Origin of the sequence: Bradyrhizobium sp. S3.12.5, assembly GCF_040548225.1 — a bacterium.
In the GTDB taxonomy this organism is placed as follows: Bacteria; Pseudomonadota; Alphaproteobacteria; order Rhizobiales; family Xanthobacteraceae; genus Bradyrhizobium; species Bradyrhizobium cytisi.
In genome coordinates, this window is sequence record NZ_JBEPRF010000001.1 from 339,456 (window position 1) to 361,175 (window position 21,720).

Here is a 21,720-nt window from a genome sequence, read left to right on the forward strand (position 1 = left end):
GCGCATGAGTCAATACGTCCTGCGTCGTCTGATGATCGCGATTCCGAGCCTGCTCGGAATCTCGCTCGTGCTGTTCGTCGTCCTGGCGCTCGCGCCAGGCGACCCCTTCAGCGAGCTTGCGACCAATCCGAACGTGCCGCCCGAAGTGCAACAGGCGCTTCGGGCCAGGTTCGGCCTCGACGATCCGATCTATCTCCGCTATTTGCACTGGCTCAACGCCATGCTGCACGGCGACTGGGGCTTCTCCTTTGTCAGCCGGATGAACGTGGACACGCTCATCCTCCAGCGCCTGCCGGCCACGCTCTATGTGATCGGCTCGGCGCAGATCCTGGCGCTGCTGATTGCGATTCCCGTCGGCGTTTATGCGGCGACGAAGCCCTATTCGCTGTTCGACCAGATCGCGAACACGCTCGCTTTCGTCGGCTTCTCGCTGCCGACCTTCTTCACCGGCATCCTGTTCATCCTGATCTTCTCGGTCACGCTGGATTGGCTGCCCTTCGTCTACACCACCGACATCAAGGCCACGGGCATCCATTATGTGCTCGAAATGATCCGGCAGGCGATCATGCCGGTGGCGGTGCTGGGGCTGTTTCAGGCAGCGTCGATGACGCGCTTCGTGCGCTCGGCGATGCTCGACGTGATCCGGCTCGACTACGTCACCACGGCGCGCGCCAAGGGCCTCGGGCAGGCCAATGTCATCGTCAAGCATGTGATGCGCAACGCCATGATTCCGGTGGTCACGCTGATCGCGCTGCAGATGCCTGCGGTGTTTGGCGGCGCCATCGTCACCGAGCAGATATTCCGCATTCCCGGCATCGGCTCGCTGCTGATCTCCTCCATTCTCTCCAATGACACCCCGGTCGTGATGGCCGTGACCTTCGTGTTCGCCTGTCTGGTGGTGCTCTTCAATCTCATCGCGGATGTGCTGTATGGCTGGCTTGACCCTCGCATCTCCCTCCGCTGAGCGGGGCGTCTACTCGCCCTGGCGCGAGACGTGGCGGCGCTTCAGCCGGCACAAGCTCGCCGTCGTCAGCGCGTTTCTGCTTCTCATCCTGATTCTTGCGGTGGTGATCGGTCCCTTCATCTGGCGTGTTTCGATCAACGACATCGATATCGTGGCGGGCATGCAAGGCCCGTCGCTGGCTCATCCGTTCGGCACCGACGATCTCGGTCAGGATATTCTGGCGCGCATGATTTATGGCGGCCGCATCTCGCTCGCGGTTGGGCTCGCCGCGATGCTGGTGTCGGTGTTCATCGGCACGCTGGTCGGCGCGCTCGCCGGCATGTCGCGCGGCGCGCTCGGGCACGGATTGATGTGGCTCACCGACCTCTTTCTGTCGCTGCCGCAGCTGCCGCTGCTCCTGCTGCTGATTTATCTGTTCCGCGACGGGTTGAAGCAGGTGTTCGGCCCCGAGGGCGGCATCTTCATCCTGATCGTCCTCGTGATCGGCGGTTTGCGCTGGATGCCGGTGGCGCGCCTGGTGCGTGCGCAGTTCCTGTCGATCCGCGAGAAGGAGTTCGTCGAGGCCGCGCGTGCACTCGGTGCGAGCCCGGTGCGGCAGGTGGTGAAGCACATCCTGCCCAATGCGCTTGGTCCGGTGATCATCGCCGGCACCATCGACGTTGCCGCCGCGATCATCGCGGAATCGACGCTGTCCTTCCTCGGCCTCGGCTTTCCGCCGGATACCCCGACCTGGGGCCGGCTGCTGTACGATGCCAAGGACTTCCTCGACATCGGCCCGCACTGGGCCTTGTTTCCGGGCGGCGCGATCTTCATCGCGGTGGTCGCCATCAACTTCATCGGCGACGGTCTGCGTGACGCGCTCGATGCGCGACGGGTGATCTGATGGCGCCGCTGCTCGAGATCAAAGGTCTCAAGACCCACTTCTCCACCGACGACGGCATCCTGCAGGCCGTCGATGGCGTCGACATCACCATCAACAGGGGCGAGACGCTCTGCGTCGTCGGCGAGTCCGGTTGCGGCAAGACCGTCACCGCGATGTCGATCCTGAAGCTGATCGCGATGCCGCCGGGCCGCATCGCGGCCGGCGAGATCATCTTCGAGGGCCGCGATCTGGTGCCGCTGACGAGCAACCAGCTCGACGAGATCCGGGCCAAGGAGATCGGCTTCATCTTCCAGGAGCCGATGACCTCGCTCAATCCGGTGTTGACGGTCGGCGAGCAGATCGCCGAGAGCCTGCGCCGCCACGAGAACGTCACCAGGAAACAGGCACTCGAGCGCACCATCGAGATGCTGAAGCTGGTCCAGATCCCCAACGCCGAAGGCCGCGTGCACAACTATCCGCACCAGTTCTCAGGCGGCATGCGCCAGCGCGTGATGATCGCGATGGCGCTGGCCTGCAAGCCCAAGCTGATCATCGCCGACGAGCCGACCACCGCGCTCGACGTCACCATCCAAGCGCAGATCCTCGACCTGCTCCAGGACATGAAGGAGCGCTTCGGCATGGCGGTGATGCTGATCACCCACGCCATGGGTGTCGTCGCCGAGACGGCGCAGCGTGTCGTCGTGATGTATGCCGGCAAGGTGGTGGAGGAGGCGGATGTCGACGCTCTCTTCGCCGATCCGCGCCATCCCTACACGCAGGGCCTGATCCGCTCGATCCCGCGCATCGATCTCGACAGCGAGCACAAGACGCGGCTCGAGGCGATCGGCGGCTCGGTGCCGATCCTGATCAATCCGCCGGTCGGCTGCCGCTTCGCGCCGCGCTGCAAGTTTGCCATGGACGTCTGCACCGAGAAGGAGCCGCTGCTGCGCCAGATCGCGCCCGGCCATCGCATGGCTTGCCATCTGGGAGATGTGCAGTTGGAAGACGCGGCAGGAGCACTGGCATGAGCGAACCCCTGCTCCGCGTCAGCGGCCTGAAGAAATATTTCCCCGTGCTTGGCGGGCTGTTGTCGCGCCAGGTCGGCACCGTCTATGCGGTCGACGGCGTGTCGTTCTCGGTCAATCGCGGCGAGACGCTCGGTCTCGTCGGCGAATCCGGTTGCGGCAAGTCGACGACCGGGCGTTGCGTGCTGCGCCTGATCGAGCCGACCGATGGTGAGGTCGTGTTCGACGGCCAGGACGTCGGCAAGCTAGGCGGCAACGACCTGCGCGCGATGCGGCGGAACATGCAGCTCGTGTTCCAGGATCCGTTCGCCTCGCTCAATCCGCGCATGACGGTCGGCGCCATTCTCGGCGAAGCCCTCGTTATTCATAAGCTCGGGTCGTCGGCCAAGGAGCGTGAGGATCGCGTCGCAAGCCTGCTCGTGAAGGTCGGCCTCAAGGCCGAGCACATGCGCCGCTACCCGCACGAATTCTCCGGCGGACAGCGCCAGCGCATCGTGATCGCGCGTGCGCTCGCGGTCGAACCGAAGCTGATCGTCTGCGACGAGCCGGTGTCCGCGCTCGACGTCTCGATCCAGGCGCAGGTCATCAACCTCCTGGAAGATCTCCAGGCCGAGCTGAACCTCACCTATCTCTTCGTCGCGCACGACCTTTCGGTGGTCGAGCACATTTCGGACCGCGTCGCGGTGATGTATCTCGGCCGCATCGTCGAGCTGGCGAAGGCGAGCGACCTCTATCGCAATCCGCAGCATCCCTACACCAAGGCGCTGCTCTCCGCCGTTCCGGTGCCCGATCCCAAGCTCAAGCGCAACCGCATCCGTCTCAAGGGCGACGTGCCGAGCCCGATGAAGCCGCCGGCAGGCTGTCACTTCCACACCCGTTGCCCGATTGCCCAGCCACGCTGCGCGGAAAGCGCGCCGGAACTGAAGGAAGGCGCAGGCGGGCACTTCGTGGCGTGCCATCTGGCCTGAGGTGCGCGGTGCATAGGTCGTCGGAGGCCTTGATCCCAAGGGATCGGCCGGCGTAGGGGAGCGCATGAGCCAGGTACAGGATGTAACTCTCGGCGCGGTTGATACGGACCGTGCGACGGATGCGGAAGCGCGCAGGGCGCTGTGGGGATCGGCGCTCGGCTATGCCATGGATGGGTTCGACCTCCTCATCCTCGGCTTCATGCTGACGGCGATTTCGAAAGACCTTCATTTCACCCAGCCGCAGGCGGCCTCGCTGGTGACGGGAACGCTGGTCGGCGCGGTCGTTGGCGGCTTGGTCTTTGGCATGTTGTCGGACCGGGTCGGCCGCGTGCGGGTTCTGACCTGGAGCATCGTCCTGTTCGCGGTTTTCACCGGCCTGTGTGCGCTGGCCCAGGGCTATTGGGACCTGCTGACCTACCGGGCCATCGCCGGCATCGGCCTCGGCGGCGAATTCGGCATTGGCATGGCCCTGGTGGCCGAGGCCTGGCCCGCGAGCAAGCGGGCGCGGGCAACGTCCTATGTCGGGCTTGGCTGGCAGTTTGGCGTGCTGACGGCGGCGCTGGTGACGCCGGTGCTGTTGCCGATCATTGGCTGGCGCGGGATGTTTGCACTCGGCGTGTTTCCGGCGGTGGTCGCTTACGTCATCCGGCGCAAGCTGCACGAACCGGACGTCTTCATCGCGCACAAGGCGAATGCGGCGAATACCGGCTCGTCACTTCGCGCGCTCGTCGCCGATGCGGAGACGATCCGGATCGGCATCGGCATGATCATTCTCTGCTCGGTGCAGAATTTCGGCTATTACGGCATCATGATCTGGCTGCCGAACTATCTCTCGACGCGATTCGGCTACGGCCTGACACAATCGGCGCTCTGGACATCAGTCACCATCGCCGGCATGGCGCTCGGCATCTTCCTGTTCGGTCATGCGGCTGATCGCTTCGGCCGCCGTGCGGCGTTTCTGACCTACATGCTGGGCGCGGCCGTCATGGTGGTGGTCTATTCGCAGCTGACGAGTGCTGGCGCGCTGCTGATCGGCGGAGCCGTGATGGGCTTCTTCGTCAACGGCATGCTCGGCGGCTACGGCGCGCTGATGAGCGAGCTTTATCCGACCGCGGCGCGCGCCACTGCGCAGAACGTTTTCTTCAACATCGGTCGGGCCGTTGCCGGCTTCGGTCCGCTGGTCGTCGGCATCGTCAGTGTCGCTTACGGCTTCCCGACCGCAATCGCAGGCCCTGCACTGCTCTACCTCATCGACATCGTGGCGTTGCTCGCGCTCATCCCGGAGCGGCGCGGCGTCGATCTCGCCTGACGGCGCAGCCCGTTCGCCCGCGTTGGCCATGCCCGGAGCGCGGTGGATCCCGTCATGCGCTCTTGGCGCGCCAGGGGACGACCTGCCCCGCCATCACGAGCCGGTCACGACCGCTGTCCTTGGCGGCGTAGAGCGCGCGGTCGGCAGCTGCGATCAGCGTGCTGCAGTCCGTCGCGATCTGGGACGGGAAACTCGTCGCGGCGCCGACGCTGGCCGTCACCAGCCGGGAAGCCGGATTTTGCGCATGCGGCATGGCGAGATCGTGCAGCGCCTGGCGGACTCCTTCGCCGACCTCGGCGCAGCCGTCCGGGCCGGTGTTCGGTAGCAGAACGACGAATTCCTCGCCGCCATAGCGCGCTGCGAGGTCGGCCGGGCGCCTGGCCTGTGTGGATAGGATCCGGCCCAGCGCGCGCAGACACCCGTCGCCGGCCAAATGTCCGTAATGGTCGTTGAACTTCTTGAAATGATCGAGGTCGATCAGCAGAAGTGATAGCTGCGTGCCATCGCGCCGGGCGCGCGCCCATTCGTCGGCCAGGCGTTCATCGAATGCGCGCCGGTTGGCAAGCCCGGTGAGGCCGTCGGTCGTCGCAAGCGCGGCGAGCTTGTCCTGAAGGTCTTTCTGCTCGGTCATATCGCGCACGACAGCGACGACGCCGTCGATCTCGCCAGTGTCCGACGCCAGCGTCACGTGCAGTGCCGCCTCGGCCCAGATCTCGCCCTTGTCGCGATGGCGCTGGCGATAGACGAACCGCGCTTCCTCGGCTTCGCCGTTCTTCAGCGCGGCGATGGCCTGCTCGACCCGTTCCATGTCATCCGGGTGGATGCCGGCCAGAGCCGACGTGCCCAGCAGTTCCTCGGCGGGCCAGCCGGTGATGCGCACGCATGCGGGAGAGACGTAGAGCAGCCGGTTATCCAGCCCGATCCGGGTCACCATGTCGCTGGATTGCTCGGCCAGCAAGCGGAAATTTGCTTCCTTGGCGACGAGGACCTGTGCCATGCGCTGCCGCTGCGACAACTGACGGACCAGATAGAAGCCGATCGCCGCGATCAGCAGGACGAGGCAGAGGACAACGGTCATGCGTACGCCCGCCGCGCGGCGCCAGGGGGCCAGCACGTCATCCTGCGACTTGCTCGCCAGCACCATCAGGGGATAGCGGCTGCTGCGCTGGTAGTAGCTCAGCCGCTGCACGTTATCCAGCGGCGACTTGAAATAGTAGACCGCCGCAGCCGGACGGCTTTTCCATTGCTTGAACAACGGAGCATTGGACAGGTCGCGTCCGACGAAGGCGCTGCTCTCGTCGCGGCTGCGCGCCAACATGATGCCGTCGTTGTTCAGCAGCGACGCCGAGCTGTGCGGACCGAGGTCGAAGCGTTCGTAGAACTTGACGAAATAGCTGACGTCAATCGTCAGCAGGGCGACGCCGCCGAAGCTTCCGTCGGGATGGTTGATCCGGCGCGACGCAGTGATGATCCACTGGCCGCCGGCGCGGCTCCTGACGGGGCGCCCGATCAGCGTGTCGCGATCCCGCGAATCGCGATGACGCTGAAAATATTCGCGGTCGCTGTTGTTGAGTCCGGAGAAATCGACATGCTCAGTGGTGGCAAGCCAGCGGCCGGTCTCGTCATAGACGAAGATGCCGCGAATGCGCTCCGACGATTTGCGGGTCGGCAAATACGCCTGGAGCCTTGTGATCGTATCGGGGCCGGTCCCGTCGAGCTCGAGCCGGTGGACTAGTCCGACCAGGATCGTATCGGTGAGCTCGAACGTGTCGTCCGCGTGCTGGATCAGCGAATGCGCCAGATTGGTAACGTCGATCTCGGCGCTTCTGAGCTCCGCATCGCGCGTTTCCCATTCGCGCCAGACGCTCAAGCCCAAAATCGTCACGCAGATCAGTGCAACGAATCCCGCCGCCCAGAGCGGAAGGTGGGTCTTGCCGAGTTCGCGGCTCGTGACCATCGGGTTTGCTCCAATTCGGTGCAAACCTCTCACTTTGGCCTTAACGGCCCATTGCAACAACTGTGATGATTGCGCGGGGCCGTACTCAACCGGAGGGAGTTGTCGGCATTTCGATCCAGTTTCGTCGGCGGATGTTAACCACGGTTCCGCGGCGTGATGTTTTCACCTCGCGCTTGCCGCTTCACCCATCCAGCGTAAATCCGACGCGCAGCGTTACCTGGTAGTGGCGCACCGCGCCGTTCTCGATGTGGCCGCGTGTCTGCACCACCTCGAACCATTTCATCTCGCGCACGGTCTTGGACGCGCGGCCGATCGCGTTCTTGACCGCGTCCTCGATCGAAGTCTCGGACGATCCGACCAGTTCCAGGATCTTGTAGACATGATCCTTCTCGGCTGCCGGCATGGTGGGCCTCCATCGGTTGCGCTGCGGCGTCAGCCGTCGCGGGGTCTTTGGTCTGAACGGGCGCGGGCCTTTCCGGTTCCGTCGCCCGCGATGGCCCGCATGCGCCAATCGCGGTGGAGCAGGCCGGGCTCGCCTGCCAAGCGCCAACGGATGTAATCGCTTCAGTGCGCGGAGCTATGCGGGCTCGCCATGCAGGCGGATGGCGGCAGGCTTGACGTCGCGCAGCAGGCACCGCAGCAATATCGCGAGCACCGCCATGAGGGCGAAGCCGCCAACGGCCGGAGCCACGTGATTTTGCAGGTCGCTCGCGGTGACGTTCTCTGCGGACAGCCGGGCCGATTGCAGCAGCCCATAGGCGTTAGCCAGCAGGAGCAGGGCGTAGACCGCGCTGCGTTCGCGCGAGCTCGCCATGCCGGCAAAGTCCGGAAGCAGCAGGGCAAGCCCGATCCCCACGATCGGCAGGTCATAGTCGTAGGCGTAGGGGCTGATCATCACGGAGACGACCGCGACGATGCCGAGCGCGAAGCGGGGAGACGGTCCGCGAGCAACCGCAAGTGCGACGGTGGCCAGCGCAAGACCTGCCATTGCCATCTGCCCCCAGAACGCTCCAGTGGCGGGGAGGCCGGCGTTGTACAGGGCCGCATAGGCCGAGATCATCCGAAACAGCTGGTAGCGGCCTTCCTCCAGAAAGCCTGCGGCTTCCCGGATGCTGCCGAGCCACGCGAGCCAGATTTGCGGACCGAAGGCGAGCGTGCAGAGGAGCGAGCTCGCGACCACCACGATCGCGGCGGTCAGCACCGCCGGCCAGCGGCGCGTCAACAGCATGTAGATGCCGGCCGCAACGGCCAGATGAGGCTTGATGACCATCAGGCCGAGCGTGATGCCGGCGAGCACCGGGCGCCGTTCCGCGTTAATGCAGATCAGCCCGATGAGCGCGCCGGTCAACAGGCCGTTCTGGCCGATAGCGATCGTGATCGCGATAGCCGGGAAAAACACGACGAGCACGAGCGCGAAGTTGTTTCCGGCGATGGCGCGGAGCGTCATCAGATAGGCCGCCAGCGTGACCGCCGTGAAGAGAAAATAGGCGACCCAGCCCGGAAGAAACGCGAGGGGCGCAAGCACCAGGTCGAATTGCGGCGGGTAGGTCCAGGGCATGACGTCGGCCGGGCCGCCGGCAGCCGCGAGCTGCATCTTCGTGAATGACGCGAATTGGTAGGTCAGGTCGAGATCCTCGAGCCAGATTCGTTGCGCCACGATGTGGAAGGCGGTGAAGTCGGGTGTCTGGTTGCCGTACCAGAGGCCGCCTTCGAAGAACCGGAAGGCCTTGAAGATCAGTATGGCTGCGAGGAGCGAGAGAATGACGCAGACATAGATCGTCCGCTTCCGTGGCGAGGCTTGAATCTGCTCCAGGGTTGCGGTGAGCATATATGACGACCTTACGGCGAGACTGCGCTTTGCAGCTCAGATTGCCGAGCGGGCCTTAAGGGACGGTAACGAACCTGAAAGGATTCCGGCTTTGGATCGCAATTTGCGGTCCGAAGCCGCCACCGGCCATCGTTAACGACAGGCTGAACGGACGGTTGGATCCGATAGCCCTGGAAATTACCGATTAAAGTCTTTTGCGTATCAGGTGAGGCGAGCGGAGGACCGGTCCTCGCTCGGACTGCAACCCCTATCGCGAGGTCGTTTTGTGACGCGTCAACGGTTTCGACCGTTCGAACGGATCGAGTCCTAGCATAGCGCGACGAGCGAGCGCTACGGATCCAGCTCCGTATCCCAGTAGAGATAGTCCAGCCAGCTGTCGTGCAGGTAGTTCGGCGGAAACAGGCGGCCGTTGCGGTGGAGCTGGTGCACGGTCGGCGCGAAGGCGTGCTGGCGCGGAAACATCTTGGCCTGCGCCGGCGTGAGATTGCCCTTGCGCAGGTTACAGGGCGAGCACGCCGCGACCACGTTTTCCCAGGTGGTCTGGCCGCCTTTGCTGCGCGGGACGATGTGATCGAAGGTGAGGTCTTCGGGCGAGCCACAATACTGGCAGGCGAAACGATCGCGCAGGAAGACGTTGAACCGGGTGAAGGCGGGATGCGTGGTCGGCTTGACGAAGGATTTGAGCGAAACCACGCTCGGCAGCTGCATTTGCAGCGTGGGGCTGTGAACCGCCTGATCGTAATGCGCTACGATATTGACGCGATCGAGGAACACCGCCTTGATCGCGTCCTGCCACGACCACAGAGACAGTGGATAGTAACTCAGCGGCCGGAAGTCCGCGTTGAGGACCAGCACCGGCCAACTGCCTTGCGAGACATGTGCGTTCAAGTAACGCTCCCGGCCTCCAATATACGCTGCGAAGCAGCATGTATTGACATACTACATGCAGCGTGACGGGATTGTGAAGCCCGTTGAGCGACTTATTCAGGCGCAAGCAATACGGCGGCGGGGTGGCAGACGCTCAAAAACGCCGCGATTTGGGGAGGCCGTGCCCCGGAATGATGGGCTGGGCTACTCCTGCACCCGCTCCAGCTTCTGCAAGCACCGCGTCGCGCGGACCGCGGCCGGCATCTCCTCGTCCGGAAAGCTCGTCTTCCAGTCGGTGACGCCGACTTCGCCGACATAGATATCGCCCTTCGAATCCAGCGCGATGCCATGTGGTGCCAGAAACTTTCCGCTGGCGACACCCGGGCCTTGCTCGCCGCCGAGCCGCGCGATGCGCTTTCCCGTGGCGTCCACGATCGACAGCCGCGGGCCGAGATTGGGCACCTTGCGATTGACGGCCATGCCGGGGCCGAGCTCGCCGATGACGAAGGTCGGGCTCTTGCCCCCGCCGCAGCAGCACAGCGCGCAGGGGCGGTGCAGATTGTTCCACTGCGTCTCGTACTTGCCCTCGCCGTTGAACACCTGCACGCGATGGTTCTCGCGATCGGCGACATAGACCCAGCCATCGGCATCGGTGGCGATGTTGTGCACGATGTTGAACTGGCCGGGATCCGTGCCCGGCTCGCCCCAGCTTTTGATAAGCTTGCCGTCGGGCGTGTATTTGTGCACGCGGGCATTGCCATAGCCGTCGGAGACGTAGATCTCGCCCTTCGGCGACAGCGCGGTGTGGGTGCATCGATGGAACGGCTCGCCGCTCATGAATGGCGCAGGCTTTGCGGGAAAGCCGATCGTCAGCAGCACCTTGCCGTCGGTGGTGCATTTGCGCACGGTGTGGTCGCCGTCATCGGTGCAGTAGAGATTGTCGTCGGCATCGATGTGCAGCCCGTGCGCGCGCGAGAACAGGCCTTCGCCAAAGCTGCACAGGAAATTGCCCTCGCGGTCGAGCACCACCATCGGATGGGCGCCGCGGTTGAAGACATAGACGCGGTCCTTGCTGTCGACCGCCACCGAGGCGACGTCGGTGAGCTGCCAGCCGTCGGGAAGCTTCGCGAAATTTTCGACGACGCGGTAGCGGTGTTCGCCGGTGCCGAGAATCGCTGGCATGTGTTGTCCCCTCTTCAGTTGCCTCTGTCGTGCTCGTTTGCAGCCGCGGCCCGTCCCAAAATCCCCTCCTCGATCGCCTTGATCTGCAGCGCGAGAAATTTCGAGTTGATCCGGCACTGCGCGAGGCTGCCGGCGATGAACCACAGGCCGGGCTGCCCGGTGCGCGCATACATGTTGCGCAGCTCGAAACCATCGCCAAAGCCCCAGACCGGGCCGATACGGTCGGCGACGCCGTCGCCGAACAGCTTTCGCACGAGGTATTCCTGCGGCTTGTAGCCGGTCGAGAGCACGATGAGATCGGCTGCGATGGTCGTGCCATCCTTCAGCTGCGCGCCATCGGCCGTGAAGCCGTCGATGTCCTCGAATTGCTTCAGCTCGATCGCGCCTTCGACGATCAGGTTGGAGCAGCCGACGTTGAAGTAATAGCCGCCGCCGCGGGTGAGGTATTTGAACTGCCAGCCGGTGCCGGCCTCGCCGAAGTCGAGCTTGAAGCCGACGCGGCGCAGTCCGTCGAGCAGCTCCTTGTCGAGTTCCTTCGACTGTTCCGTCAGCATCACATGGGTCTTCTTCGCCAGCGGCGTCGGCATCGAGGTCGCGATCAGATCGTTGTCCTCGAGCGTGCCCTCATTGTAGATCGCATAGGCCAGCTGTGCCGACGGCTCGATATTGGTGACCAGCGTCGGCGAACGCTGCACCAGCGTCACCTTGGCGCCACTGGAATGAAGATCCTGCGCGATGTCGTGACCGCTGTTGCCGGTGCCGATGACGATGGCGCGCTTGCCGTGCCAGTTCTCGCCGTCCTCGTAGCGGCTGGAATGCAGCAGCGTGCCCTTGAAACGATCGAGAGTCGGAATATCAGGCACGTTAGCGATGCCGCTGACTCCGGTTGCCATGATCACATGACGCGGATGCATGGTGCGCTTGCTGCCGTCGGTGCGGCGCAGCGTCACCGTCCAGCGTCCCTTGGCCTCGTCATAGGCGCCGCCTTCGAATTCGGTGCCGGTCCAGAAGTTCAGCTCCATCGCGTCGACGTAAGCTTCGAACCAGTTCGCGAGCTTGTCCTTGGGGATGTAGGTCGGCCAGCTCGGCGGGAACGGCATGTAGGGCAGGTGATTGACCTGCACCTGGTTGTGCAGGGTGAGCGCGTGATAGCGCTTGCGCCAATTATCGCCGACCCGCGTCTCGCGATCGACGATCAGCGTGTCGATCTGCAACTGCTCCAGCCGCGCCGCGATCGCGAGCCCGGCCTGGCCGCCGCCAACCACCAGCACGGCCGGATCACGATCGGAATAGTCGCGCGAGGCCTTGCGCAAGTCGAGCCAGTTCGGCCCGCGGAAATTGCGCGAATAGGCCTGGCCGCGCGGTCGCGACGTGCCGAGCTGTTCCTCAAAACCTTTGAGCTCGTCCAGCGCGGTGAGTAGCGTCCACGCCGTCAAACGATCGCCGTCGGCGGCATCGGGCACGAGCCGCAAGATGCCGCTGCCGCGGCCCTGCGCGGTTTCGAAATTGAAGATCGCCTCGATATTGTTTGTGCCGGCACGTGTCACCCAGCGCGGCGCTGCGCGGTTCGTGGCGATCCTGAGATTGCTCGGTGCCGCATTGGGTGCGAGGCCGGTCAATGCTCGAGCGACGTTATCGCGTCCGGCGATGGTTTGTAGATTCCAGCTTAGTGCCAGCACATCGCGCCAGAAACATTCGGCGACGAACAGGCGGTCGAGAGCAGCGCGATCGGATCGAGCAAGCGTGCGCTCGAATTCGTCCAGCCAGGCTTGCGCGGAGACGGAAATATCCTTCGTCTTGTCCAGCATACGCGACCTCGTGCCGTCTTCGCGGCGTTTCCTCTGAGGTCGGACGCTATACTGGTTCAGTCGATGTCGAAAGCGCGTTACCCGAGCAGCGAGGGCATGTGGCTCTGCTCGGGCGGAATGCGCCTCATGTTGTTGGCGGCGAAATCCCGGCTTGTGACTGTGCCGGCATCTCGTTGACCACGCACGCGTCGTTGCAACAGCAACATAGCTTTAAACGCTGTTCGGCGGCCTCACGCCGAAAGCACGCCCTCGCGCTTTTTCACCGCGCGGTAATAGCTCCACCACAGATGCGCGGCAGCACCACGGAACGGACGCCAGGGCTCGGCGAGCGGCGCCATCTGCTTTTCCGTCGGCCGTGCCTGAAGGCCGAGGCCAATCTTGATGCCCTCCTGCACGGCGAGGTCGCCGGCCGGCCAGGCATCGCCATGGCCGAGGCAAAACAGGAGATAGACGTCCGCCGTCCAGGGCCCGATGCCGGGCAGCGAGATCAGCGTGTGATGCGCGGCATCCGCATCTTCTTCGGCGAGCACGTCGAGATTCACCCGCTCCGCGATGATCTCGCGCGCGAGATGTTTCAGTGTCTTGATCTTGGCGGCCGACAGGCCGAGCCGCCCCAGCCGGTCGGTGCGGGCACGGCGCACGGCCTCGTGGTCGAACGGATCGAAGGCGGCGGACAGGCGTCCCCAGATCGCCGCGGCGCTCGCGGTCGAGAGCTGCTGTCCACAGACGATATGGGCAAGTCCCGCAAAACCCGGCTCGCGCCGCCGTAACGCCGGCATGCCCGCGATCTCGAGCACCGGCTTCAGACGCGGATCGCGCTTGACCAGCGTATGGACGGCCTCTTCGAGATCGGACTGGGCTTCGAGGTGGATGGTCATGGTTGCCTAACTCGTGATGCGCGGGCTTGACCCGTGCATCCATCTCATATCGTAACAGGGTCTTGGAAGATCGATGGCCGGGTTATGGGCGAGCGGAAGCGACGCCGTCCTTGACGGCTATGCACGGCCATGACGAGATCTTTGCCTATGCCGCCACCCGTTTTCCGATTTGCCCCCAGCCCGAACGGCCTCTTGCATCTCGGCCACGCCTATTCGGCGCTGCTCAATTTCGATCGCGCGCAGCAAACCGGCGGGCGGCCGCTGCTGCGGATCGAGGACATCGACGCGACGCGCTGCCGGCCGGAGTTCGAGACGGCGATTGATGAGGACCTCGCCTGGCTGGGGATCACCTGGGAGACGCCGGTGCGGCGGCAGTCGGAGCATCTCGCCGATTATCGCGCTGCGTTGGAAAAACTCGCCGCGCTCGGCCTCGTCTATCCCGCCTTCGAAAGCCGCACCGAGATCGCCAGGCTCGTGGCTGCGCGCGAGGCCCATGGACCATGGCCGCGCGATCCCGACGGTGCACCGCTCTATCCCGGTGACGCGAAATCGCTGGCGGCCGGCGAGAGGTCGCGTTTGATCGATACAGGCGCGGCTTACGCGTTGCGGCTCGACATGGCGGCCGCCTGCCGGCGCGTTGCCGGCCTGACCTGGAATGAGTTGGGTGAGGGCCCCGATGGCGAGCGCGGCACGGTCGCCGCACTGCCCGAGGCGTGGGGCGACGTGATCCTGGCCCGCAAGGAGACGCCGACCAGCTACCATCTGTCCGTCGTGGTCGACGACGCGCTCCAGGGTGTGAGCGAGATCGTGCGCGGCCAGGACCTGTTCCACGCCACCTCGGTCCACCGCCTGCTCCAGGCTCTGCTCGGCCTGCCTGAGCCCGCCTACCGCCACCACCCCCTGATTCGCGACGCCCACGGGCGGAAGCTGTCGAAATCGGACCGCTCGACCGGTCTGCGGGAGTTACGCGCTGCGGGCATCTCGCCCGCCGGTATCCGCACGTTCGTGGGATTAGGCTAAGTTTCTCTGGGGGTTAGCAAAACGCCGCCGTGACTCCAGGGGTTCCGCCGTGCCATGCTTAGCCGATAGCCAGGGGTTCGAAGGGGATATACTTCGAAGGGGATTTATGGCGGCGAAAACGCGCACTACGCGGGCGTCCAGGCGACCGCCGCGGAAGCGACCCGCGGCGGCCGGTAAGGTACGCAAGCGCGGCGCCAAGCCGGCCGCACCGGACATGGTTCAGGTGGCGCTGGCCGCCTTTGCCCACGAGGTCCGCACCCCCCTGACCGGGATTCTGGCGATCAGCGACCTGCTCTCGACCTCCGATCTCGGCGAGCGGGAACGGCGCTGGGCCGATACCATCAAGGCCGGTGCCGAGCATCTGGCGAACCTTGCCACGCTATTCGTCGATGCCGCCAAGACCGGCAAGGGCGCGGGCGGCAGCACGCTGCGGCAGGATTTGTTCGATCTGCGGGCGCTCGCCCGCAGCACCGGCGATTCGCTCGCCGGCCGCGCCGCCGCCAAGGGTCTTCAGGCCGAGGTCGATATCTCCGACAAGCTTGCGGGCCTCGTGGTCGGCGATCCCGTCCGCCTCCGCGCCGCGCTCGAGAATCTGATCGACAATGCCGTGAAGTTCACTGACCAGGGCGGCGTGGCGATATCGGCGACGCCCTGGCGCCCCGCCAAGGACAGCGGAAGAGGCAAGACCAAGGACAAGGTGAAAGGCAAGCGCAAAGTCGGCGTCGCCTTTGCGGTGTCGGACAGCGGCATCGGCCTGACCATGGCCGAGATCAAGCGGCTGTTCCGCCCGTTCACCCAGGCCAATGTCACCATCGCGTCGCGCTTCGGCGGCGCCGGGCTCGGTCTGTCCTCGGTGAAGCAGCTGGCGCGCGCGATGGGCGGCGACATCACGGTCGCGCCACGGCGCGGCGGTGGTGCCACCTTCACGCTGACGGTGTCGCTGGATGCGGCGGGTCCCGCGAAGTCCCGCAAATCGGGCGGTGAGGAGCCGAATGCGCTGGCGGCGTTGCGCGTGCTCAGCGTGGAGGACAATCCGTTCGGCCGCGTCGTGCTCAACACAATTTTGACCGAGCTCGGTCATCATGCCGAGTTCATCGGCCGCGGCGAGGACGCGGTGAACCGGCTCGCGCAGGGCGGTTTCGATGCGGTGCTGATGGATATGGTGTTGCCGGGCATCGACGGCGTTGAGGCGATCCGCCGGATCCGCACGATGCAGGCGCCGCTGGCTCAGATCCCGATCATAGGCGTGTCCGGTCGCGGCGAGGACGAGGCGGCGTCGCGCGAGGCCGGCGCCAACGCCTTCCTGGTCAAGCCTGTGTCCCCGCGGGCTTTAGCGACTGCGCTGCTTGAAGCGAGACGCCGTGAGGAAGCCGCGACTTGATGATCGCGGCGTTGAGCTCGCCGCCGAAGACGAAGATCGCGGCGATGAAATACAGAAACACCAGCGCGATGATCACCGAGGCGAGCCCCGCATACATCGTGACGTAATTGTTGGCGAAGCGCGCCAGGTACTGGCCGAACACGACGCCCGAGATCAGCGACGCCACGATGGTGAAGACGATGCCGGGCAGGATCTGGAGGAAGCCGCGCCGTCCGGCCGGCAGCCAAGTATGCAGGATGATCAGCGCCACCACCAGCGCGCTGATGGTGATGCCGTAGCGCAGCCAAGTCAGGATGCTCTCGTTGGATTCGACGAACAGCGGAATGTGGCGCCGCGCTGCCTCGATGAAGAGCGGGCCGAGCACGATCAGGAATGCCATGGCAAGCGCGGTGATGGCCGCGACCAGCGTGTAGCCGATCGATTCCAGCCGCAGCCAGTACCAGCGCCGCATCTCCACCACCGCATAGGCGCGGTTCAGCGCAACGCGAAGCGCCTCGACGCCGTTCGAGGCGAAATAGACCGACAGCACCGCGCCGATCGTCAGCACGCCGGTGCGGGTGGTGGTCAGCACGTCGTGGATCTCGCCGGAGAGCGCATCCGCCACTTGCGTGGGCCACACCTGAAGCATCAGACCAGCCGCCTGGTCGGCGAGCTCCTTGGAGCCGAAGAAGCCGGCCAGCGACGTCAGCACGATCAGGAACGGGAACAGCGCCATCAGCGTCGACAGCGCGATGTGGCTCGCGATCGCCCAGCCGTCGTCGGCCAGGAAGGTATAAAACGCGTCCATCGCGACGACGTAGATGTAGCGGATCGCTCTCAAGATCATTGGGCTAACATCTGATATAATTGGCCTAAAAGCCAGATCGCGAAAACGCTACCCGTTTCCCCCGTTGTCATTCCGGGGCGATGCGTAGGACCGCGCGGAGCGCAAGCCCGAGCATCGAGCCCGGAATGACGGCGTGCGCCATAGCGGACCGGCGCACACGGTGTTATCTAGCCCTGATGGCATCTCTCCTGAGTACTTTCATCCTGCCGGTGGCAGCCGGCGCCGTGGCGATTGTGCTGCTGCTCGGTCTCGTCAACATGATGCGCGGCGGCTCGCCCAACACCTCGCAGAAGCTGATGCGCTTGCGCGTGCTGCTTCAGTTCGTGGCGATCGTGGTTGCCATGCTCGCCGTCTGGGCCATGGGGCGCTAACATGGTCGTGCTCAACCGCATCTACACCAAGACTGGTGACGACGGCACGACAGCGCTCGGAACCGGCGAGCGCCGTCCGAAATATGATTTGCGCATCGCGGCCTATGGCACGGTCGACGAGACCAATGCCGCGATCGGCGTTGTTCGCCTGTACACAAAGGATGCGCCCGAGCTCGATGCGATGCTCGGCCGGATCCAGAACGATCTATTCGACCTTGGCGCTGACCTCGCGGTGCCCGAGCGGGAAGGCAAAGCGGAACGGTTGCGAGTGGTGGCGAGCCAGGTCGAGCGGCTCGAGCACGATATCGACGCGCTCAACGACAAGCTCGCACCGCTCACGTCTTTCGTGCTGCCGGGCGGCACGCCGGCCGCCGCCTACCTTCATGTCGCCCGCACGATTTGCCGCAGGGCGGAACGTATGATGGTGGAACTGGCGGCCCGGCCCGGAGAGCCGGTCGGTGCAGCTGGCATCCAATATATGAACCGCCTGTCGGACTTCCTGTTCGTGGCCAGCCGTGCGGCCAACCATAATGGCGCCGGCGACGTGCTCTGGATTCCGGGCCAGAACCGCTGACCCATTGAGCAGCGCATTTCCAGGGTCTAAAATTTGGCCCTGTCGCGCGTTGACCGGGCCGGATCAGGCCTTTAGGTTCCGCGCCAGTTGAATAGCCCCCCTCCCAAATTGAGTGAAAGAGGATCGATGAAGGTCTTAGTGCCGGTAAAGCGGGTGGTCGATTACAACGTCAAGGTCCGCGTCAAGAGCGATGGATCGGGCGTTGAACTCGCCAACGTCAAGATGTCGATGAATCCCTTCGATGAAATCGCGGTCGAGGAAGCGCTGCGCCTGAAGGAAGCCGGCAAGGCTACCGAGGTCGTGGTGGTCTCCATCGGACCGGCGCAGGCATCGGAGACGATCCGCACTGGGCTCGCCATGGGTGCCGACCGCGGCATCCTGGTGAAGGCCGACGGCACCGTCGAACCGCTCGCCGTCGCCAAGATCCTGAAGAAGGTCGCGGAAGAAGAGCAGCCCGGCCTGATCATTCTCGGCAAGCAGGCGATCGACGACGACAGCAATCAGACCGGCCAGATGCTGGCCGCGCTGCTCGGCTGGTCGCAGGCGACCTTCGCCTCGAAGCTCGAAGTTGAAGGAAGCGACTTCAAGGTCACGCGTGAAGTCGACGGCGGTCTGCAGACCGTGAAGCTGAAGGGGCCGGCGATCGTCACCACCGATCTTCGTCTTAACGAGCCGCGCTATGCCTCACTGCCCAACATCATGAAGGCCAAGAAGAAGCCGATCGCGGACAAGACCGTCGCCGATTACGGCGTCGACATCACCGCGCGCCTCGAAGTTCTGAAAACGGCTGAGCCCGCGGGCCGCAAGGCCGGAGTCAAGGTGAAGGACGTCGCCGAGCTGGTGTCGAAGCTCAAGAACGAAGCCGGGGTGCTCTGATGACGACGTTGCTGATTGCCGAACACGAACAGGAAGTCCTCAAGGACTCCACCAACAAGGCGCTGACCGCGGCGTCCCAGCTCGGCGGCGACGTCCATGTGCTGGTCGCCGGTGGCGGGCAGGGCACCAAGGCTGCGGCCGAGGCTGCCTCGAAGCTCACGGGCGTTGCCAAGGTGCTGGTCGCCGAAGGCGAGCCCTACGCGCACGATCTGGCCGAGCCGCTGGCCGCCCTGATCGTCTCGCTGGCGCCCTCCTATGACGCGATCGTCGCGCCCGCGACCTCGCGCTTCAAGAACGTGATGCCGCGCGTCGCAGCTCTGCTCGATGTCATGCAGGTCTCGGAGATCACCAAGGTGGTCGCGCCCGATACCTATGAGCGTCCGATCTATGCCGGCAACGCCATCCAGACGGTGAAGTCGAAGGACGCAAAGAAGGTGATCACGGTCCGTACCTCGACCTTCGCGGCGGCAGCTGCCGGCGGCAGCGCGCCGGTCGAGAGCGTTCAGGCTGCGTCCGATCCGGGCCTGTCGTCCTTTGTCGGCGAGGAAGTCGCCAAGAGCGACCGTCCCGAGCTGACCTCGGCCAAGATCATCGTCTCCGGTGGCCGCGCCATGCAGAGCCGCGAGAACTTCGCCAAGTACATCGAGCCGCTCGCCGACAAGCTCGGTGCCGGTGTCGGTGCCTCGCGCGCGGCGGTCGACGCCGGCTATGCGCCGAACGACTGGCAGGTCGGCCAGACCGGCAAGGTCGTGGCCCCCGAGCTCTATGTCGCGGTGGGTATTTCCGGCGCGATCCAGCATCTGGCCGGCATGAAGGACTCCAAGGTGATCGTCGCGATCAACAAGGACGAGGACGCGCCGATCTTCCAGGTCGCCGACTACGGCCTGGTTGCCGACCTCTACCAGGCGGTTCCGGAGCTGACGGCCGAACTCGGCAAACTCGGCAAGTAAAACGCGTTAAAAACACCGGCCGGAGGCATAAACTCCGGCCGGTGTTGCTTTTTCGAGGCGTTTTCTTTGGCGTGGGGCACGCCTTCGAAGCGATCCAATCTAGGTTTCGAGCCAGGATTCTGATCTAATCGAGCTTCTGATAAATCAGACTTCCCGGCTCAGGGGATAGGCAGGGCGCGATCTGCGCGCCGTTCCGGTGGATGATATTATGGCGGCAGTAATCAAGAAGGTCGGCGTGATCGGCGCGGGTCAGATGGGCAATGGCATCGCGCATGTCGCGGCCTTGGCCGGCTTCGACGTGGTGCTCAACGACATCTCGGCCGACCGCCTCAAGTCAGGCATGGCGACCATCAACGGCAATCTGGCCCGCCAGGTCTCCAAGAAGGGCGTGACCGAGGACGACAAGGCCAAGGCGATGGCGCGCATCAAGCTCGCCGAGAAGCTCGACGACCTCGCCGACTGCGATCTCGTGATCGAGACCGCGGTCGAGAAGGAAGAGGTCAAGCGCAAGATCTTCCACGAGCTCTGCGCGGTGTTGAAGCCGGAGGCGATCGTCGCCTCCGATACGTCCTCGATCTCGATTACGCGGCTCGCCGCCGCCACCGACCGGCCCGAGCGCTTCATCGGCATTCACTTCATGAATCCGGTGCCGCTGATGGAGCTGGTGGAGCTGATCCGCGGCATCGCCACCGACGATTCGACCTTTGAGGCGTCCAAGGAATTCGTCGCCAAGCTTGGCAAGCAGGTCGCGGTCTCCGAGGATTTTCCGGCCTTCATCGTCAACCGCATCCTGCTGCCGATGATCAACGAGGCGATCTACACGCTGTACGAAGGTGTCGGCAACGTCGAGGCGATCGACGCGGCGATGAAGCTCGGCGCCCACCATCCGATGGGCCCGCTCGAGCTCGCCGATTTCATCGGTCTCGATACCTGCCTCTCGATCATGCAGGTGCTGCATGAGGGCCTGGCCGACTCCAAGTACCGCCCGTGCCCGCTGCTGGTGAAGTACGTCGAGGCCGGCTGGCTCGGCCGCAAGACCCAGCGCGGCTTCTACGACTACCGCGGCGCCAAGCCGGTTCCGACGCGCTGATCCATCTTGTGACAATTCATGTCGCGTTAACCGCTCGCCCCTAGGCTGCCGCCGGTACGAGGATTTGCGTAATGGACACGATGGCGATGGTCAGCACCATGCTGGCCTCTCAGCAAGGCGCGCTGCAGTCGAACATCTCGGCGACGCTGATGAAGCAGAACGCGGATGCGGAGAAATCCGCCGTCCTGACGCTGCTGGGCGCTGGTCAGCCCTCGCTCGCCAATGTCGGCGCAGGCGTTGGCGGCAACCTCAATATCACAGCTTAAAGCGACGCAGCGGTCGGCCCCAGCGCGGCCCGGATCAGCCTGAGCGCGTCGTCGCTCGCCCATTCGGCCGGTCCCGCAATCGTCGCGATTTCGCAGCCCTGCGGGTCGACGAGCACCGAGGTCGGCATGCCCAGGGCTCGGCCTATCGACTTAAGATCCTGAAAAACCTTAGCTTTCTGATCGGTAAAGTAGCCAAGCCGAGTCAGGCTGGCGTCTTTCAGGAAATTCTTCGGCTTCTCGGGATCGCGGGTGTCGATATTGATCGCGATCACCTCGAAATTCGGGCCGGAAAGCTTGGCCTGGAGCTGGTCCAGCGCCGGCATCTCTTTCCGACACGGCACGCACCAGGTCGCCCAGAGGTTGACCAGCAGCGTCTTGCCTCGGAAATCGGACAGCTTCTTCGGCCTGCCATCGGCATCCTCGAAGGCCAGGTCCGGCAGCTTCAGGGGGGCGCTCGCCATGGTCAGTGCCGCCACCTCGCCATGGGCGAGCGGAGCGATCTTTTGGGCGGTGGCCACCGCAGCCCGGCAGGCCGGATCGCCTGATGGCGTCCGGCTCAGGCCCAGCCCGTACAGCGCGGCGAAGCCGGCCAGCCCGCCGACCACCACGGTGGCGATGACGATGGGGATCCGGCGCGTGGCGGAGGGCTTCTGGTCGAGCATATCGTTTGTCATCCGGTCGCAGATATGGCTATCAGGGGCCTCTTAATACGGCTGGC

Annotated in this window: 22 protein-coding genes; 13 read left to right on the top strand and 9 right to left on the bottom strand. The window is 64.5% G+C overall.

From position 1 onward, the window contains the following. Positions 1 to 4 precede the first annotated feature (4 nt). The 5 genes from ABIC09_RS01595 (at position 5) to ABIC09_RS01615 (ending at position 5,128) form a co-directional block, all read left to right on the top strand. A complete protein-coding gene (locus ABIC09_RS01595) occupies positions 5 to 964 on the top strand; it encodes an ABC transporter permease (RefSeq protein WP_148751661.1) in 960 nt (319 codons plus the stop codon). Further along, the gene (locus ABIC09_RS01600) at positions 930 to 1,847 is read left to right on the top strand and encodes an ABC transporter permease (protein WP_354036920.1); all 918 of its coding nucleotides are present in this window, start codon (positions 930 to 932) and stop codon (positions 1,845 to 1,847) included. The genes ABIC09_RS01595 and ABIC09_RS01600 overlap by 35 nt, the downstream gene beginning before the upstream one ends. After that, positions 1,847 to 2,854, top strand: a complete 1,008-nt coding sequence (locus tag ABIC09_RS01605) for an ABC transporter ATP-binding protein (protein ID WP_354108195.1) — start codon at positions 1,847 to 1,849, stop codon at positions 2,852 to 2,854. The genes ABIC09_RS01600 and ABIC09_RS01605 overlap by 1 nt, the downstream gene beginning before the upstream one ends. Further along, positions 2,851 to 3,819 carry an ABC transporter ATP-binding protein gene (locus tag ABIC09_RS01610; protein ID WP_354086083.1) on the top strand — a complete coding sequence of 323 codons (969 nt, stop codon included), beginning with the start codon at positions 2,851 to 2,853 and terminating at the stop codon, positions 3,817 to 3,819. The genes ABIC09_RS01605 and ABIC09_RS01610 overlap by 4 nt, the downstream gene beginning before the upstream one ends. Positions 3,820 to 3,883: 64 nt before the next feature. After that, positions 3,884 to 5,128: an MFS transporter gene (locus ABIC09_RS01615; RefSeq protein ID WP_354108196.1), complete on the top strand. Its 1,245-nt coding sequence runs from the start codon at positions 3,884 to 3,886 to the stop codon at positions 5,126 to 5,128. A 52-nt stretch (positions 5,129 to 5,180) separates the two neighbouring features. On the opposite strand, the gene ABIC09_RS01620 is transcribed toward ABIC09_RS01615, so the two are convergent. The 7 genes from ABIC09_RS01620 to ABIC09_RS01650 form a co-directional block, all read right to left on the bottom strand. After that, positions 5,181 to 7,085 carry a sensor domain-containing diguanylate cyclase gene (locus ABIC09_RS01620; RefSeq protein ID WP_354108197.1) on the bottom strand — a complete coding sequence of 635 codons (1,905 nt, stop codon included), beginning with the start codon at positions 7,083 to 7,085 and terminating at the stop codon, positions 5,181 to 5,183. A 181-nt stretch (positions 7,086 to 7,266) separates the two neighbouring features. After that, complete coding sequence (locus ABIC09_RS01625; RefSeq protein WP_354036929.1) at positions 7,267 to 7,488, bottom strand: dodecin; 222 nt, start codon at positions 7,486 to 7,488, stop codon at positions 7,267 to 7,269. Between the two features lie 174 nt (positions 7,489 to 7,662). Continuing rightward, positions 7,663 to 8,913: a glycosyltransferase family 87 protein gene (locus ABIC09_RS01630; protein ID WP_354108198.1), complete on the bottom strand. Its 1,251-nt coding sequence runs from the start codon at positions 8,911 to 8,913 to the stop codon at positions 7,663 to 7,665. Positions 8,914 to 9,243: 330 nt separating this feature from the next. After that, complete coding sequence (locus ABIC09_RS01635) at positions 9,244 to 9,801, bottom strand: HNH endonuclease (protein WP_148751668.1); 558 nt, start codon at positions 9,799 to 9,801, stop codon at positions 9,244 to 9,246. 183 nt (positions 9,802 to 9,984) lie between these two features. Beyond that, complete coding sequence (locus tag ABIC09_RS01640) at positions 9,985 to 10,962, bottom strand: peptidyl-alpha-hydroxyglycine alpha-amidating lyase family protein (protein WP_354108199.1); 978 nt, start codon at positions 10,960 to 10,962, stop codon at positions 9,985 to 9,987. A gap of 14 nt (positions 10,963 to 10,976) precedes the next feature. Beyond that, positions 10,977 to 12,770 carry a flavin-containing monooxygenase gene (locus ABIC09_RS01645; RefSeq protein WP_354108200.1) on the bottom strand — a complete coding sequence of 598 codons (1,794 nt, stop codon included), beginning with the start codon at positions 12,768 to 12,770 and terminating at the stop codon, positions 10,977 to 10,979. 230 nt (positions 12,771 to 13,000) lie between these two features. Beyond that, positions 13,001 to 13,648, bottom strand: a complete 648-nt coding sequence (locus ABIC09_RS01650) for a DNA-3-methyladenine glycosylase family protein (RefSeq protein ID WP_148751672.1) — start codon at positions 13,646 to 13,648, stop codon at positions 13,001 to 13,003. Positions 13,649 to 13,795: 147 nt separating this feature from the next. Between ABIC09_RS01650 and gluQRS the strand changes: the two genes are divergently transcribed. Together gluQRS and ABIC09_RS01660 are read left to right on the top strand one after the other, a co-directional pair. Continuing rightward, a complete protein-coding gene (gluQRS, locus tag ABIC09_RS01655) occupies positions 13,796 to 14,668 on the top strand; it encodes a tRNA glutamyl-Q(34) synthetase GluQRS (RefSeq protein WP_354108201.1) in 873 nt (290 codons plus the stop codon). A 106-nt stretch (positions 14,669 to 14,774) separates the two neighbouring features. Next, positions 14,775 to 16,049, top strand: coding sequence for an ATP-binding protein (locus tag ABIC09_RS01660; RefSeq protein ID WP_354086090.1), 1,275 nt, complete (start codon positions 14,775 to 14,777; stop codon positions 16,047 to 16,049). On the opposite strand, the gene ABIC09_RS01665 is transcribed toward ABIC09_RS01660, so the two are convergent. Further along, complete coding sequence (locus tag ABIC09_RS01665; RefSeq protein ID WP_148751816.1) at positions 15,976 to 16,869, bottom strand: YihY/virulence factor BrkB family protein; 894 nt, start codon at positions 16,867 to 16,869, stop codon at positions 15,976 to 15,978. The two genes, ABIC09_RS01660 and ABIC09_RS01665, sit on opposite strands and share 74 nt — an antisense overlap. 182 nt (positions 16,870 to 17,051) lie before the next feature. On the opposite strand from ABIC09_RS01665, the gene ABIC09_RS01670 reads away from it, so the two are divergent. From ABIC09_RS01670 to ABIC09_RS01695, 6 genes are all read left to right on the top strand, one after another. Then, positions 17,052 to 17,246: a twin transmembrane helix small protein gene (locus ABIC09_RS01670; RefSeq protein WP_148751678.1), complete on the top strand. Its 195-nt coding sequence runs from the start codon at positions 17,052 to 17,054 to the stop codon at positions 17,244 to 17,246. A 1-nt stretch (position 17,247) separates the two neighbouring features. Then, positions 17,248 to 17,820 carry a cob(I)yrinic acid a,c-diamide adenosyltransferase gene (locus ABIC09_RS01675; RefSeq protein WP_148751680.1) on the top strand — a complete coding sequence of 191 codons (573 nt, stop codon included), beginning with the start codon at positions 17,248 to 17,250 and terminating at the stop codon, positions 17,818 to 17,820. Between the two features lie 126 nt (positions 17,821 to 17,946). Then, a complete protein-coding gene (locus ABIC09_RS01680; protein WP_148751682.1) occupies positions 17,947 to 18,696 on the top strand; it encodes an electron transfer flavoprotein subunit beta/FixA family protein in 750 nt (249 codons plus the stop codon). After that, complete coding sequence (locus ABIC09_RS01685; protein ID WP_148751683.1) at positions 18,696 to 19,646, top strand: electron transfer flavoprotein subunit alpha/FixB family protein; 951 nt, start codon at positions 18,696 to 18,698, stop codon at positions 19,644 to 19,646. Before ABIC09_RS01680 ends, ABIC09_RS01685 begins: the two co-directional genes overlap by 1 nt. Before the next feature lie 208 nt (positions 19,647 to 19,854). Beyond that, positions 19,855 to 20,736, top strand: a complete 882-nt coding sequence (locus ABIC09_RS01690) for a 3-hydroxybutyryl-CoA dehydrogenase (protein ID WP_148751684.1) — start codon at positions 19,855 to 19,857, stop codon at positions 20,734 to 20,736. A 71-nt stretch (positions 20,737 to 20,807) separates the two neighbouring features. Then, complete coding sequence (locus tag ABIC09_RS01695) at positions 20,808 to 21,002, top strand: hypothetical protein (RefSeq protein WP_148751685.1); 195 nt, start codon at positions 20,808 to 20,810, stop codon at positions 21,000 to 21,002. On the opposite strand, the gene tlpA is transcribed toward ABIC09_RS01695, so the two are convergent. Beyond that, positions 20,999 to 21,664: a thiol:disulfide interchange protein TlpA gene (gene tlpA, locus ABIC09_RS01700; RefSeq protein ID WP_354108202.1), complete on the bottom strand. Its 666-nt coding sequence runs from the start codon at positions 21,662 to 21,664 to the stop codon at positions 20,999 to 21,001. The genes ABIC09_RS01695 and tlpA overlap by 4 nt on opposite strands. Between the last annotated feature and the right edge of the window lie 56 nt (positions 21,665 to 21,720).